This window comes from Brevundimonas fontaquae (assembly GCF_017086445.1).
Lineage (GTDB): Bacteria > Pseudomonadota > Alphaproteobacteria > Caulobacterales > Caulobacteraceae > Brevundimonas > Brevundimonas fontaquae.
This window is the reverse complement of the sequence record NZ_CP070968.1, coordinates 2,896,964-2,911,941: the sequence shown is the minus strand read 5'-3', so window position 1 is coordinate 2,911,941 and position 14,978 is coordinate 2,896,964. Positions and strand designations below refer to the sequence as shown.

The 14,978-nt window shown below is 67.4% G+C and carries 11 protein-coding genes; 3 read left to right on the top strand and 8 right to left on the bottom strand.

Annotated elements, in window-relative coordinates; genetic code table 11:
* Complete coding sequence (locus JX001_RS14200; RefSeq protein ID WP_205681493.1) at positions 1-870, bottom strand: TIGR01459 family HAD-type hydrolase; 870 nt, start codon at positions 868-870, stop codon at positions 1-3.
* 187 nt (positions 871-1,057) lie between these two features.
* Positions 1,058-2,332, bottom strand: coding sequence for a flagella assembly cyclic-di-GMP phosphodiesterase TipF (tipF, locus tag JX001_RS14195; RefSeq protein ID WP_205681492.1), 1,275 nt, complete (start codon positions 2,330-2,332; stop codon positions 1,058-1,060).
* A gap of 109 nt (positions 2,333-2,441) precedes the next feature.
* Between tipF and JX001_RS14190 the strand changes: the two genes are divergently transcribed.
* A complete protein-coding gene (locus JX001_RS14190; protein WP_091752504.1) occupies positions 2,442-3,212 on the top strand; it encodes an SDR family NAD(P)-dependent oxidoreductase in 771 nt (256 codons plus the stop codon).
* Positions 3,202-4,149 (top strand): lysophospholipid acyltransferase family protein, encoded by a 948-nt coding sequence (locus tag JX001_RS14185; RefSeq protein ID WP_205681491.1) that lies wholly within the window; start codon positions 3,202-3,204, stop codon positions 4,147-4,149. The genes JX001_RS14190 and JX001_RS14185 overlap by 11 nt, the downstream gene beginning before the upstream one ends.
* Here JX001_RS14185 and JX001_RS14180 read toward each other — a convergent pair.
* From JX001_RS14180 to ileS, 5 genes are all read right to left on the bottom strand, one after another.
* Complete coding sequence (locus JX001_RS14180) at positions 4,095-4,601, bottom strand: response regulator (RefSeq protein ID WP_205681490.1); 507 nt, start codon at positions 4,599-4,601, stop codon at positions 4,095-4,097. The genes JX001_RS14185 and JX001_RS14180 overlap by 55 nt on opposite strands.
* 66 nt (positions 4,602-4,667) lie before the next feature.
* Positions 4,668-5,525, bottom strand: a complete 858-nt coding sequence (locus JX001_RS14175; RefSeq protein WP_205681489.1) for a M23 family metallopeptidase — start codon at positions 5,523-5,525, stop codon at positions 4,668-4,670.
* On the bottom strand, positions 5,522-5,722 hold the full coding sequence (locus tag JX001_RS14170) for a DUF2093 domain-containing protein (RefSeq protein ID WP_205681488.1): 201 nt from the start codon (positions 5,720-5,722) through the stop codon (positions 5,522-5,524). Before JX001_RS14170 ends, JX001_RS14175 begins: the two co-directional genes overlap by 4 nt.
* A gap of 40 nt (positions 5,723-5,762) precedes the next feature.
* Entirely contained in the window at positions 5,763-7,016 is a 1,254-nt protein-coding gene (locus JX001_RS14165; RefSeq protein ID WP_205681487.1) for a cation:proton antiporter domain-containing protein, read from the bottom strand.
* A 751-nt stretch (positions 7,017-7,767) separates the two neighbouring features.
* Positions 7,768-10,689, bottom strand: coding sequence for an isoleucine--tRNA ligase (ileS, locus tag JX001_RS14160; protein ID WP_205681486.1), 2,922 nt, complete (start codon positions 10,687-10,689; stop codon positions 7,768-7,770).
* Positions 10,690-11,005: 316 nt separating this feature from the next.
* Between ileS and JX001_RS14155 the strand changes: the two genes are divergently transcribed.
* A complete protein-coding gene (locus tag JX001_RS14155; RefSeq protein WP_241004664.1) occupies positions 11,006-11,920 on the top strand; it encodes a hypothetical protein in 915 nt (304 codons plus the stop codon).
* A 128-nt stretch (positions 11,921-12,048) separates the two neighbouring features.
* On the opposite strand, the gene JX001_RS14150 is transcribed toward JX001_RS14155, so the two are convergent.
* Positions 12,049-14,934: a M16 family metallopeptidase gene (locus JX001_RS14150; protein WP_205681485.1), complete on the bottom strand. Its 2,886-nt coding sequence runs from the start codon at positions 14,932-14,934 to the stop codon at positions 12,049-12,051.
* Between the last annotated feature and the right edge of the window lie 44 nt (positions 14,935-14,978).

Sequence of the window (14,978 nt, the reverse complement as noted above, 5' to 3'; positions counted from 1 at the left end):
TTACCAGTTCAGTTCGAGCGCGGCGTATCGCGCATAGGTCGTTTCCGCCTTCAGCAGAGCGGCGGCGCGCGCCGGATCGAGCGCGCCGTCTTCGCCCTTGGCCTGGTCGCCGTGGATGCCCTGGGCGATGAACAGGCAGTCGAGCCCTTGCGCGTTCGCGCCCATCACGTCGGTGACGACGCCGTCGCCGATGCACAGGACGCGCGAGCGATCGACGGAGCGGCCCAGCAAGCCTTCCGCCTCCTTGATCGCCAGATCGTAGATCGGGGCGAAGGGCTTGCCCGCCATCACGACCCGGCCGCCCTGCGATTCATACAGGTCGGCCAGCGATCCGCCGCAATAGATCAGCTGGTCGCCGCGTTGGACGACGCGATCGGGATTGGCGCAGATCAGTTCGATGTCGCGTGCGGCGCCGACGGCGAACCGCTCACGGTAGTCTTCGGGCGTCTCGACCGTGTCGTCCACCGGGCCGGTGACGGAGATGAAGGCGGCGTCCTCGGCGCTGCCGGCGCGCTCGAGGCCAAGGCCGGCGTACAGCGGCGCGTCACGTTCGGGGCCGACGATCCAGGCCGGGCCGGGCGCGCGCTTGGCCAGTTCGGCGCGGGTCGCGTCGCCGGAGGTGACGAAGGCCTTCCACGCCTCGCGCGGCACCCCCAGCCCGTCCAGCTGAGCGATCACGTCCGAGGCCGGGCGGGGCGAGTTGGAGATCAGCACGACGTGGCCGCCCTCGCGATTGAACCGCGTCAGCGCCTCGCACGGGCCAGCCCAGCTTTCGCGCCCATTATGGATCACGCCCCAGACGTCGCAGAGCAGGATGTCATAATCGCCGGCGACGGCGCCGAGGTGGGGCAGGGCGTGGGGGAGGGTCATGAGGCGTTGGTAGCCGCTAGGACGCGGAGGCGAAAGTCTCCTCCCCATGAAATGGGGAGGGGGACCGCGAAGCGGTGGAGGGGTTCTTGAAGCGGGCTCGGCGCCTGTGATGGGGAGAAGCCCCTCCGTCACGGCGCAAAGGCGCGCCGTACCACCTCCCCACGGAGTGGGGAGGAGACGGACTGTTTTAGCTGAACCGGCGACGCTGCTCGGCGCTGCGTAGGGTGGAGCGCAGGAACTCGGCCGGGGGGTCGGTTTCGGCCAGCACCTGTTCCTTGATGGCGCGGGGTTCGCCGAACAGGTGGCCCTGGCCCATGCCGACGTCCAGTTCGAGGATATCGACGACCTGGCGTTCGTTTTCGACCTTTTCGGCGATGACCTCGACGCCATAGCGGCGGGTCAGGGCGGCGAAATCGGCGGCCTGGATGTCGGGCATGGAGCGCAAGGGGGCGCCGCCGTCCAGGTCAAGCAGCTGTTCGATCATCAGGTCTGCCGCGACCTTGATGAATTTGACGTCCGAGCGTTGCAGATCGGCGAAGTCGAGGTCCAGCGTCTGCACCTTGTCCAGCGAGAATCGGAAGCCCAGGTCGGCCAGCTTGGCCATGTTGCGCGCCTCGATGGCGCCGCGTGCGTCGAACGTCGCCTGGCCCAGTTCGAAGATCAGCGCCTGGTTCAGGTCGCGGTTCTCGCTGAGGAAGTCGAGGAACTGCGGGAAGAAGGTCTCGTCGCCCAGCGAGGTCAGTGCCACGTTGCAGAAGACGCCGACCTTGCGGTCCTGACGCGCCAGCCGCCGCACGATCTGGGCGCAGCGGAACAGCAGGAGATTGTCGATCGCCGGCACCAGGCCCTCGCCCTCGGCCAGGGACAGGTATTCCGCCGGCATCATGACGCGGTCGGTGGCGTCGCGCAGCCGGGTGAAGCTCTCGTAGAAGATGGTCCGGCGCTGGGGCAGCGAGACGACCGGCTGGAGATACAGATCGACGCGGCCTTCGCTGAGCGCCTCGTGAATGGTGCGCAGCAGGACGTTCGACTGAGCCATGCGACGGCCCTCGAAAGTCTCGACGCCGATATGGGGCGCGGCGGCCAGGCGCTCGTCGATGCTTTCGCTCATCTGCTGGACCAGGGATTCCAGCATGCGGACCTCGCCGGTCAGGGCGTCGGTGTCGGACAGGACGCCGGTCTCGATGGCGTGCGCCAGTTCGGTCAGGGCGCCCTGGGTCGATTCCATCGCATCGGCGAGCAGGCGGTGGGCCTCGCGGACTTGGCCGATTTCCTTTTTCAGGACGCGGCGCTCGGCGATCCCGGTGACGATGCCGTGGAAGGCGCCCAGCACACCCAGTGCGCCGAGCGTTCCGGCCACGCCTGCGCCGATCCCCAGGCCCGCGCGCCACAGGAAGGCGCCCACGGTCATGCCGAGGAACAGATAGGCGAAGTAGAGAAAGCCCGTTGTTACGTTGCGCATCGGCTGGCGGTCGGCCACTCCCGGATGGAATCGCCTGAGTATCAGGCTATCAATGTCATTCGGCTAGAGCGGGGCTGCAAATATCCCCGCCAAACCTACGGGAAACGCAATGGAACTGTTCGATCTGACCGGCAAGGTCGCAATCATCACCGGCTCGTCGCGGGGAATCGGCAAGGCCATCGCCGAACGGCTGGCCGAACACGGCGCCAAGGTCGTCATCTCGTCGCGCAAGGCCGGGCCGTGCGACGAGGTCGCCGCCGAGATCAACGGCAAATATGGGGAGGGTCGGGCCATCGCGGTGCCGGCCAACATCGCCTCGAAGGAAGATCTTCAGCGGCTGGTCGACGAGACAAACGCCGTCTTCGGCCAGATCGACATCCTGGTGTGCAACGCCGCGACCAATCCGTACGCCGGGCCGATGGCGGGCATCGCCGACGACCAGTTCGAAAAGATCCTGCAGAATAACGTCATCTCGAACCACTGGCTGATCCAGATGGTCGCGCCGCAGATGGTGGAGCGGAAAGACGGGGCGATCCTGGTGATCTCGTCCATCGGCGGGCTTCGCGGCAACGCCCTGATCGGCGCCTACAATATCTCCAAGGCGGCGGACATGCAGCTGGTGCGCAATCTGGCGGTGGAGTGGGGGCCGTCGAACGTGCGGGTCAACTGCATCGCGCCCGGGCTGGTTCAGACCGATTTCGCCAAATATCTGTGGGAGAATCCGGAGCTGCTGAAACAGGTCACCGAGCCGGCGCCGCTGAAAAGGATCGGTCAGCCCGATGAAATCGCGGGCACGGCGGTCTATCTGTGCAGCCCTGCGTCGGCCTATGTGACCGGCCAGACCCTTGTGGTGGACGGTGGATTGACGATTGCCTGGTGAGCGTAACGACTGGAAGCAGGATCTAGTTTGGCGCCTGGAGGCCTTCGGCTTTCAGGCGCTGTTCGGCTTTCTGCGCCTGTTGGGCGTCGAGCGGGCGTCGGGGTTGGGCGGCTGGCTGCTTCGCACGCTGGGGCCGCTGACCGGCACGCAGAAGACGGTGATGCGCAATCTGCGGATCGCCTTTCCTGACATGCCGGCAGACGAGCGCGAGGCGCTGGCCTTGGCGCAATGGGATCAGACGGGCCGGACCTTCGCCGAACTGGCGGTCATGGATCATCTGACGCCCGAAGGCGGGCGGGTCGAGGTGGTCGGGATGGAGCGGCTGCACGCCTTGCGCGACAGCGGCAAGCCGGCCGTTTTGATCTCGGGCCATCTGGCCAACTTCGAGGTGATGGCGGCGGTGATCATGGCGGCGGGCGTGCCGTGTCAGGTGACCTATCGCGCCGCCAATAATCCTTACGTCGACGCCCTGATCCGCCAGAGCCGGGAGCGTTACGGCATCCGTCTGTTCGCGCCCAAGGGCGACGGAACGCGCGAACTGATGGCGGGGATGAAGCGCGGCGATTCCATCGCCCTGCTGGTCGATCAGAAATACAATCAGGGGCCGGAGGTGGAGTTCTTCGGTCAGCCGGTGAACGCCTCGCCTGGAGCGGCGAGACTGGCGTTGAAGTTCGACACGGTCATGCTGCCGCTGTCGGTGGTGCGCCTGCCGGGCGTGCGGTTCCGGGTGACGGCGCACGAGCCGATCGTGGTCAATCAAAGCGATGACAAGGCGGCCGATACGCTGGCCGGCATCCAGGCCGCCAATCGCTTCGTCGAGGACCGGGTCAGAGAGCATCCTGTGGACTGGTTCTGGGTCCACAAGCGCTGGCCGGACAAGGTCTATGCGGCGTTGGACCGTCCCAGTTCGGACGACCGACGGAACGGCCCGGCGTAGTCGGGCGCATCGCGGCGCCGGCGACAGGGGCCGACGTAATCCCGGCTCCTGATGAAGGGGCGCGGCCGCATGATGACCGCATTCAGCCGATCCAGCACGGCCTTGGCGGTGATCGGCTTGACGATGAACTCGGTCACCCCAGCGTCGCGGGCTTCGTAGACGCGGCTGCGTTCGGAATGGCCGGTCATCATGATGATCGGCAGAAACGGATTGGGGCTGTCGGGGCTGGTGCGGACCAGGCGCGTGAACTCGACCCCGTCCAGCGGGAACATGTTGAAATCGACGATGGCCAGATCGATGGGGTGGCGGCGCAGCAGATCAAAGGCGGTCGCGCCCTCGGCCGCCTCATAGACGTTGCGGATGTCGGCCGAATGCAGCACGGCCGACGCAATGGCGCGCATGTTCTGATTGTCGTCCGCAAGCAGGACGTTCAGCGATTTCAGTGAGATCATCGGGGCCTGCCAGAGATTGGCGCGAGGCTAAGGAGATATGCGTAGTCCCGCAAGAGGAGCCCTTGATCAGGCGAGGGTTTCTGGAGCCTGCGCGCCGACCATCAGCGACGGGTCAAGGTTGCGATCGCGCCATTTCATGCGCCAGCACAGGTGCGGGCCGGTGGCGCGGCCGGTCATGCCGACGCGGCCCAGCGCATCGCCGCGCCGGACGCGCTGGCCCAGCGCCACGTCCAGCCGTGACTGGTGCAGATAGCAGCTGATCAGGCCCTGACCGTGGTCTATCAGGGTCAGGCCGCCTTCGAAATGCATGTCAGGGCGCACGAAGGCGATGCGGCCGTCGGCGGGGGCGCGGATCACGCTGCCCTGGGGGGCGGCCAGGTCGATGCCGTAGTGCGGCCGGGCGGGCGTGCCGTTCAGGACGCGCTGAGCGCCCCAGGCGCTGGAGACCCGATAGTTCTCCAGCGGCCAGACGAAGCCGTCCTTGAAGTCGTCGGTGTCGATGCGGCTGGCGAAGCCTTCGGTCTTCAGCGCGATCTCCTGCTGGATGCGGGCCAGGAGAGCGGGATCGCTCGGCTCGACGGTCGAGGGCGGCAGACCGTTCACGCTGGTTGACGGGAAGGCGTAGGGGGCGATGTCGAGCGTGCGTCGGGCGGACCGGTCGCCGGACCGGACCTCGATTTGGGTGGTCGGACCGGCGTCGCGGTCGAAGCCGATCACGAAGAGGCCGGCGGTCGAGGCGGTGGTCAGGGCCTCGCCGTCGACGAAGATCAGGGCGCGCGGCGCGGTGCGGCCGAAGGCGTAGCCGCCCTGACGCCAGGCGCCGTTCAAGGCCAGCGGCAGGGCGTTGCGGTCTTCAGCCAGCAGCGGCGCGGCGATCAGGCTGGCGACCGCGCCGGTCAAAAGGGCGCGGCGCGACGGGATCATTTTTCGCCCTGCTGGGCCGCGATGAATTCGGCGGGCCCGAAATAGGGCTGCTGGCGGCTGGAGCTCCAGTAGCGGAGGACTTCCAGCGGGATCGGTTTGTCCGTGACGGCGCAGCGCACGAAGCGGCCGGGCTTCAAGACGGCGAACTCGCCGTCGCCATAGTGAAGAACGGCCTGATCTGCGGCGATTTTGTCCATGAGCGGACGATAGCGGGCGGCGGACGGCGCGGAAAGGGGCTCAGGGCGCCGCGACCGCATCCGTGATCGGGCCGTCCGCGGCTGCGGGTCGGAGCGCGCCGGCCGCGGGTGGCTTCGGCTTTCCACCCATCCGGTCGGTGAAGAGGAACACGAACGGGTTGAGCGAGATCGACAGCAGGGCGGCGGCCAGGATCAGGTCGTGGGTCTCACGGCTCATGGCGCCCAAGGACACGCCGAGTGCGGCCAGGATGAAGGAGAACTCGCCGATCTGGGCCAGGGACGCCGCGACGGTGAAGCCGGTCGACCGATCCAGCTTGAAGGTCTTGGTGATGACCAGGGCAGCAACCGACTTGCCGACGATGACGATGCCCAGCACGCCCAGAACCGCCCACGGCTGGCGCACCACGATCATCGGGTCGAACAGCATGCCGACCGAAACGAAGAATAGCACGGCGAAGGCGTCGCGCAGGGGCAGGGATCGCTCGGCCGCATTGTGACCCAGGGGCGAGGCGTTCATCACCAGGCCGGCCAGGAAGGCGCCCAGGGCGAAGGAGTGGAACAGGAAATAGGCCAGCCAGGCGATGCCCAGGGCGATGGCGAGCACGCCCAGTGTGAAAAGCTCGCGCGACTTGGTGTGGGCGATGCGGATCAGCAGCCAGGGAATGACCTTGCCGCCGACGACCAGCATGCCGACGACGAACAGCACGACCTTGAGCAGGGTCAAGCCGACGTCGGTCCCCAGCGCGGCGAGGTCCGTCTGGGTTCCGGCCGGAACCAGCACCATGGGCAGCATGACCAGGGCGATGACGATGACCAGATCCTCGACGATCAGCCAGCCCACGGCGATGCGGCCGATCTCGCCCTTGACCTGTTTGCGCTCCTCCAGCGCCCGCAGCAGGACGACGGTCGAGGCGACGGACAGGGCGAAGCCCATCAGCAGGGCCTCGACATCGCCCAGGCCCAGCACGAACCGGCCGAGCCCCCAGCCCAGCACGGTGGCGACGCCGATCTGAACCAGGGCGCCGGGAATGGCGACCTTGCGGACCTGCATCAGATCCTTGGGCGAGAAGTGCAGCCCGACGCCGAACATCAGCAGGATGACGCCGATCTCGGCCAGCTGCGGCGCTAGTTCGGTGTCGGCGACGAAGCCGCCCGTATAGGGGCCGACGATCACGCCCGCGACGAGATAGCCCACCAGGGGCGACAGTTTCAGCCGATGCGCCAGCATGCCGAACACGAAGGCGAGGACGAAGCCCCCGACCAGGGTGAGGATCAGGCTGTCGGCATGCGGCATCAGGGCTCCTGTCGCGAGCGAAGGTGTGATTTGGGTAGGCTTTGCAGTTGGGGCGCGAGGGGCGGTTTGACAAGATGACGCAGTGTCGCGCGGGACGGAAAACGGCTTCGTCTTCGCGGCATTCAGCCTGCGAAGTCTGGAGGGCTGGGCGGAGCGCCGGGCCTTCGCCCGGACTTCTGTGGTTTGAGTTACCGTTTCGACGAAGGGTATGACGCTCCGCGCGGTGGGTTGGCCTGCAAGCTCGGGGCGCCGAGCGGTGGCGGTCTTATCGCCTAACCCCATAAGCCTGCGACGGGCGGGTCGGAGCAGCGATCCCCGATCCCCGGTTCGGCCGAGTATCCCCCTCGACCCTGCGACGCGACTGCGGACGCCGGGGCGATTTCCCGACCGATCAGCCCCGGCGCCGCGATGGGATTTCACCATCGCCCCCGTGCCCTCCGCTCTCGCCGCCGCAAGGTCGCAGGCCAGGCGAGCCCTCCATGCGACGAGACGGATGTATTATGGGGCCGTTTGACCCTGTGGATCGGAGACGGGCGACATAAATCGACAAACGGTTGAAATCGCTGCGGATGGACCAGCGGCATTGCGATGGCTGAGCATCGTCTCCTCCCCATTCATGGGGAGGTGGCTCGGAGCGCAGCGGAGAGACGGAGGGGCTCTTCGCGCATCCCGGCGCTTAAGCGGCGTTTAGAACCCCTCCACCGCTTCGCGGTCCCCCTCCCCGCCAAGCGGGGAGGAGACGGTGTGGTGGTCAGGCGTGTGTCTGGTCCCAATACCGAACCGCATCGGCGTCGCGGGCCGAGAGGTCGGGGTAGGCGGGGTCAGAGCCGACGTCGGGGACGCGGCGCCAAGAGCGGGCGCATTTCGGGTGGTCGGCGACAGCGACCGTGACCGAGATGGTTTCGCCTTCGACAAGATCGGCGCCCGAGGTGCGGAAGATCTCGGCAGCGTCGAGGCCTTCGAACGGGGCGAAGGCGGAGGCCGGGGCGGTGACGGTCGGCCACGCGTCAAGGGCGCCGCCGATCAGCTTCTCGCGGCGGGCGGCTTCAAGCGATTCATTGACCACTTCGAGAACCGTATTGATCGCCGCCCAACGCTCGGCCTCGGCCGGATTGCGCCATTCCGCCGGGGTGTCGGGGATGACGCGGGCGCAGTTCGTCCCCGCGTCCGGGAACCGCGTCGTCCAGGCCTCTTCCATCGTGAAGGGCGTCAGCGGGGACAGCCAGGCGGTGAGGCGCATGAAGACCTCGTCCATCACCGTGCGGGCGGCGCGACGGCGCAAGGCATCGGGGCGGTCGCAGTAGAGGGCGTCCTTGCGGATGTCGAAATACAGGGCCGATAGGTCGCCGGCGCAGAACTCCAGCACCGGGCGGACGACGTCCTGGAAGCGGTATTCGGCGTAAGCCGCACGGACCTGAGCGTCGAGTTCGTGCAGGCGGTGCAGGATGAACCGCTCCAGCGGCGGCATCTGGTCCAGCGGCAGGCGTTCGGCCTCGTCGAAATCGGCCAGGGCGCCCAGCAGGTAGCGGACGGTGTTCCGAAGCTTGCGATAGGCGTCGACCGTGGTTTGCAGGATCTGTTTGCCGATCCGCTGGTCGTCCGAATAGTCGACCAGGGCCACCCACAGACGCAGGATGTCGGCGCCGCTCTCCTTGATGATGGTGAGGGGGTCGGTCGTATTGCCCTTGGACTTGGACATCTTCTCCCCCTTCTCGTCGAGGGTGAAGCCGTGGGTCAGGACCGCCGTGAACGGGGCGCGGCCGCGCGTGCCGCAGCCTTCCAGCAGGGACGACTGGAACCAGCCGCGGTGTTGGTCGGAGCCTTCCAGATAGAGGTCGGCGGGCCAGTGGGCGGGACGGTCGCCGGTGTAGCCGTTTTCCGGCAGGCGCGGGTCGAGCGTGAAGGCATGGGTCGAGCCGGAGTCGAACCAGACGTCCAGAATGTCCTCGACCTTTTCGTAGCGGGCCGGGTCGTGGGCGCCCAGGAAATCGCTGTCGGGCGCGGTGAACCAGATGTCGGCGCCGCGTTCGGCGACAGCCGCGACGATGCGGGCGTCGACCTCGGGGTCATGCAGGGGCTGGCCCGTCTGTTTGTCGATGAACATGGCCAGAGGCGTGCCCCAGGCGCGCTGGCGGCTGACCAGCCAGTCGGGACGGCCCTCGACCATCGAGCGGATGCGGTTCTTGCCGGCGACGGGATGGAAGGCGGTGGCGTCGATGGCGTTCAGCGCCGTCTCGCGCAGTGTGTCGCCGCTCTTCAGGGGCTGATCCATGCGGATGAACCACTGGGGCGTATTGCGGAAGATGATCGGGGCCTTTGAGCGCCAGCTGTGCGGATAGGAATGCTCCAGCCGCCCGCGCGCCAACAGGTTGCCGGCCTCGATCAGCTTTTCCATCACTGCGCCGTTGGCGGGACCGAACTTGCCGGTCTTCTTGCCTTCGGTCTCCAGCACCTTCAGGCCCGCGAACAGGGGGACGCCGGGGTAGTAGGCGCCGTCGGGATCGACCGTATCCGGCACTTCGTGATGGCCGTGGGCCTTCCAGACCTCGAAGTCGTCGGCGCCGTGGCCGGGCGCGGTGTGGACGAAGCCGGTGCCGGCGTCGTCGGTGACGTGGTCGCCGGCCAGCAAGGGCACGGAGAAGCCGTAGCCGCTGTCGAGCGCGGCCAGCGGGTGGGCGGTCTCCAGGCCCGACGGATTGATGTCGTAGACGCGGGTCCAGGCCGCGATCTTGGCGGCCTTAAACACGTCCTCGGCCAGCTTGTCGGCCAGGATCAGGCGGTCGCCGGGCTTGGCCCAGGGCGCGAACTCCAGGCCTTCTTCCATGGCCGTGACCTCATACAGGCCATAGGCGATTTCGGGGCCGTAGCTGATGGCGCGGTTGGCCGGGATGGTCCAGGGCGTGGTCGTCCAGATGACGATGGACGGGGTGCTGGACCGGAAGGCCAGCAGGTCGTCGGGATGGTCGTCGGACATGGCCGTGACCGGGAACTTGACCCAGATCGTCGGGCTGACGTGGTCGTGATATTCGATCTCGGCGTCGGCGAGCGCGGTGCGCTCGACCGGCGACCACATGACGGGCTTGGAGCCACGATAGAGCTGGCCCGAGTTCTTGAACTTGTGGAACTCGGCGACGATGGCCGCTTCGGAGGTGAAATCCATGGTGGCGTAGCGGTTGGCGAAGTCGCCGACGATGCCCAGCCGGTGGAACTGGTCCTTTTGCAGGTCGATGTATTTGCCGGCGTATTCGCGGCAGGCGCGGCGGAACTCGTCCTTGGACACCTCCTCCTTGCGGCGGCCCTTGGCGCGGAACTGCTCCTCGATCTTCCACTCGATCGGCAGGCCGTGGCAGTCCCAGCCAGGGACGTAATCGACATCGTAGCCCAGGAGGAACCGGCTGCGGACCACGAAGTCCTTCAGCGTCTTGTTCAGGGCGTGGCCGATGTGGATGTCGCCGTTGGCGTAGGGCGGACCGTCGTGAAGAACGTAGAGGGGGGCGTTCTGCTTCTGTCGCTCAGCGCGCAGGGTCCCGTAGAGGTCGCCCCACTGTTCCAGAATGACCGGCTCCTTCTGGGGCAGGCCGCCGCGCATGGGGAAGGGCGTCTCGGGCAGGAAGACGGTGTCACGATAGTCGCGGGCGGTGGATTCAGAGGTGTTTTCGGGGGCGTCGGCCATGGGTCGTCTCGGCGTCTTGAAAATTAGGTCGCTGTTCTCTTCGCCCTATCGCGCCTCGCGCTGCTTGAGGGCTTTCGATCCCGGCGTGCACGGGGCCATGCGGCCCAGGAGCGCTACGCCGGGCGGCTAATCGAAATCAGGCGAATGGAGACGCGGACGGTCATTGTGCGGGCGGTCTAGCAGACGGATGCGGCATTGCGCCATCCCGAAGCGCAGGCCTCATCAACGGAAACGAAAGGCTTTTGCGGTTTTGTGACGGGAGGATCGGCCGGAATCTTGTTCGGCCGACACGATATTCGCTTGGGAGTTCCCGCCGATGCGGCTGCGGATCACGAAATGGATGCTGGGCCTGGCGGCCGGTCTCGCCGTCTCGGCGGGCGCCGGAGCCGCGCTGGCGCAATGCACGTCCGGCTGTCAGCCGCCGCCCTGCACCTCGTGCGAGCCGCCGCCGCCGCCCGAGCCGCCGCCCTGCAACGGCGGTGGAAACTGCGGTCCTGGCGGCGGTGGAAACTGGAACGGCAACATCAACACCAACGTCAATGTGAACGTGAACCTTGGCGCGAGCGCCAATGCGAACGCCGGCGCCGGCGCCGGGGCCAACTCCAACGCCAACTCGGGCGCGCGGTCCTATGTGAATGCGCGGGCTGGCGGGTTCTCGGGCAGCTTCGGCGGAGGCGGCGGCGCGGCCTATGTCAGCGTCGATCAACCCTATCCGACCACTATCCAGGGCTTGGCGGTCGAGGGCGTGATCGCCCAGACCGTGCGCACACCCTACAGCGCCTTCCGCAGCATGATGAAGCGGGTCGTCATCCAGGCCGTCTGCATCGACGACCGCCAGGTGCCGCACCCCGCCTCGCAGGTGCGGCCGGATCGCGAGATCGCCGAAGGGTTCGAGGGCGAGCTGTATCGCTGCCTGTCCGGCACCTGGCTGCAGGCGACCATCGCCGACTACAATGGCGACGTCAGCTTCGATCACGGCACGACCCTGACCTGCCGCAAGCATGAGGCGCTATGGTACGGAACGGGCGGCAAGCTGGAATGCCGGCCTGAGAAGCCCGAGCGGGATTGCAATGAGCGTTCGCTGCTGCGTCGCTACGGCGCCGGGATCAAGATCCTGACGATGTATCGCGAAGAGGAATACACGGAATACCGCGAAGAACAGGTCGAGAGCGCGACCGTGCTGACCGGGGTGATCACCCTGGACGGCGGCGTCGGCGGCCGGGTCTTCTGAACCGGACCTAAACACGCCCGTTCAGCCGCCGATCAGGCGGGACATGAGATAAGGCGACCGTCGGCTCTCCGTCGACGATCCTGACGACTGGCCCCGGTTCGCGAGAACCGGGGCCTTTTTCGTGGGCGTTACTGAGCCGCCGGTTGAGTGGTGACGGTGGCGCGCCAGGCGCTGTCGGACTTCAGATACTGGCGAGCCAGGGCCTGAAGGTCGGCGGCGGTGACGGCTTCCAGGGTGGCGATCTGGTTGCGGGTTTGGTCCAGCGTCGCCGGATCGCTCTGGGCCTGCGACAGCTGGGTCAGCCAATAGCCATTGTCGGCCATGCTGCGACGGATGCGCTCGACCGCCGGGCGACGGGCGCGGTTCAGTTCGTCCTCACTGATCGGATTGTCGCGCAGGTCGGCGGCGATGGCGTCCACCGTCTCGAACAGCTTAGGCAGGGCGGCCGGCGGGGTTTCCGCGGTCACCGAGATGAAGCCGTAGCCCGGATAGGTGTCCGAGGCGGTCGAGCCGGCGCTGGGCGAATAGGCCAGGCCTTGCTTCTCGCGGATTTCGTCGTTCAGGCGCAGTTGCAGCACGTCCGACAGGATCGACAGCTGACGCGCGGTCTTGCGATCTTCGACCTGGTCGGTGGTGGGCCAGGCGACGAAGCCCAGCGCCTGTTCGGCGGGTCCGGTGTGATACAGCTGGACCGGCGTGGCGGTCGGGGCCGGGAACTTGCGCACCGTCGAGCCGGCGGGCGGTGTCGGCGCCTCACCGCGCGAGGGCAGGGCGCCGAAGGTCGAGCCGACGGCGGCGATGACCGCGTCGACGTCGACGTCGCCGACGACGGTGATCTCTACCGGACCCTGGGCCAGGGCCGAGCGAACGCCGGAACGGATGTCGTCGATCTGGATCGCGGCGATCTGTTCGGCGGTCGGGGTGGTCTCACGCGCGTCGCCGCTGGCCAGCAGGCCCGAGGCGTCGCGTTGGAAGACGCCGCGCGGCGTGGCGCCCAGCTGGGCCAGGATCTGCGGGAACATGGCCTTGGTCTGTTCGAACGAGGCGCCGCGCAGACCCGGATCGGTCAGATAGGCGGCAAGGACCTGAAGCTCCAGCTGGAGATCGGCGGGCTTGGTCGCGCCGGCGAAGATATAGGCGTCGGCGGCCTGATTGACCGCGGCGCTGTAGGTGCGTCCGCTGAGCACGCGATTCATCTCGTCCAGGCTGAGCTTGCCCAGACCGCCGGGGGCCAGGACGGTGCTGGCCATCGACAGGGGCGACAGGGTGTCGGCAGGCAGGCCCAGTTCGCCAAGACCGGTGCGGGCGCTGACCAGAATCTGGTCGGCGCGGAAGTCGGTCTTCTTGATGTTCAACAAGGTGCCGTTCGGGAAGCGGACCAGGGTCGCGCCCAGATCGGCGACTTCCGAACGGGCGGCGGGGACCGCCGGGGCGCCGAAGTCAGCATAGGGCCACTTCAGTTCGGCCTCGGCGGCGCGGGCTTGCACCGGGGTGTTGCGCGAGGCCTCCAGCGCAGCGGTGACGGCGGCCTCGCCGCCCTCGACCGGGACGGGGGAGCTGAACAGCAGCAGCGGGCCCTGGCCCTCGAACACCGCCTTGGTCGCCTGATTGACCTGATCGACCGTCAGGCCTTCGACGGCCTTGTTGAACAGATCGAGGTTGGTCTGGGGCGAGCTGAAGACCTGGTCGTCGTTGACGGCGCCCAGGAGGCCGGTCGCCAGGGCCGGGGTCGAACGGGTCGCGGCTGATGCCACGGCGTTCTGAAGCGCGGTGCGGGTGTTGACGATTTCGCGCTGAAGCTCGGCGTCGCTGACGCCGTATTCGGCCAGACGACGGCTTTCCTGCTCGACGCTTTCCAGCGCACGCTGCCAGCCGCCCGGATTGAAGGCGACCGACAGGGTGCTGGCGTCCAGGCTGTCGAACAGCGACTGATATCCGGCGCCGGCGCCGATGAAGGGCGGGTTGTCGGCGCGGGCGATCTCGCCCAGGCGACGGTTCAGCACAGCCAGACCCAGGCCGCGACGGACGTCGGCGGCGCGTTCGGCGGCCGTGTCGGGGTTGAGGTCCGGGGCCTTGATCCAGTTGATCTGGATCGAGGACTGGATGCCCGGCTCGACCAGGATGCTGGTCTGCGGTTGACGGGGAGCGACGGCGCCCAGATCGGGCTCCGGACCATCGGCGGCGGTCGGCTTCCAGTCGCCGAAGGCCGCGCGGACCTTGGCCTCCATCGCGTCCACCTCGAAGTCGCCCACGGCGATGAAGGTGGCGCGCGAGGGGCGATAGTAGGCGTCGTAGAAGTCGACGAAGCGCTGGCGCGGCGCGGTGCGGATGATGTCGAGGTCGCCGATGGGCAGGCGTTCCGACAGACGCTGGCCGGGCGCCAGAAGGCCGAGCTGGGTCTTCAGCACGCGCAGTTGCGGCGTGTCGCGGGTCCGTTCTTCGCCGACGATGACGCCGCGTTCGGAATCGATGGCGTCCGGCGCCATCAGGGCCGCCGACATCATCTCACGCAGGATGTGCAGGCTGGGATCGACCGTCTCGTCCTTGGTGTTGGGCAACTCCAGCATATAGGCGGTCTGATCGAAGCTAGTGAAGGCGTTGGTGTCGGCGCCGAAGGCCAGACCCAGGCGTTCGAGGATGCGCAACATCTCGTTTTCCGGCACGTCCTTGGTGCCGTTGAAGGCCATGTGCTCCATGAAGTGAGCCAGACCCTTCTGATCGTCGCGCTCCATCAGGGAGCCGGCGTCGATGCGCAGGCGGAACGAGGCCTGGCCCGGAGGCGTCGCATTGTGCAGCAGGGCGTAGCGCATGCCGTTCGGCAGCAGGCCGTAACGGACGGCCGGATCGGCGGGAATGTCGCTGGCGGACTGCGCCCAGGGGGCGGACGGCGCGACCTGACCGTCGGCGGCCGCAGCGGGCGGCGTGGTCTGGGCGAGAGCAGGGGCGGCGAACGCCCCGGTGGTCAGGGCCAGTCCGGAGACGGCGACAAGCAGTAGATGACGCGCAGAACGCATAAGATCACTCCGAAACCGCAACCCCCGATGGCGCGATGCCGGAT

Coding starts and splice junctions, on each gene's coding strand:
- JX001_RS14200 (WP_205681493.1), bottom strand. CDS start 870: ATGACCCTCCCCCACGCCCTGCCCCACCTCGGCGCCGTCGCCGGCGAT.
- tipF (WP_205681492.1), bottom strand. CDS start 2,332: ATGCGCAACGTAACAACGGGCTTTCTCTACTTCGCCTATCTGTTCCTC.
- JX001_RS14190 (WP_091752504.1), top strand. CDS start 2,442: ATGGAACTGTTCGATCTGACCGGCAAGGTCGCAATCATCACCGGCTCG.
- JX001_RS14180 (WP_205681490.1), bottom strand. CDS start 4,601: ATGATCTCACTGAAATCGCTGAACGTCCTGCTTGCGGACGACAATCAG.
- JX001_RS14175 (WP_205681489.1), bottom strand. CDS start 5,525: ATGATCCCGTCGCGCCGCGCCCTTTTGACCGGCGCGGTCGCCAGCCTG.
- JX001_RS14170 (WP_205681488.1), bottom strand. CDS start 5,722: ATGGACAAAATCGCCGCAGATCAGGCCGTTCTTCACTATGGCGACGGC.
- JX001_RS14165 (WP_205681487.1), bottom strand. CDS start 7,016: ATGCCGCATGCCGACAGCCTGATCCTCACCCTGGTCGGGGGCTTCGTC.
- ileS (WP_205681486.1), bottom strand. CDS start 10,689: ATGGCCGACGCCCCCGAAAACACCTCTGAATCCACCGCCCGCGACTAT.
- JX001_RS14155 (WP_241004664.1), top strand. CDS start 11,006: ATGCGGCTGCGGATCACGAAATGGATGCTGGGCCTGGCGGCCGGTCTC.
- JX001_RS14150 (WP_205681485.1), bottom strand. CDS start 14,934: ATGCGTTCTGCGCGTCATCTACTGCTTGTCGCCGTCTCCGGACTGGCC.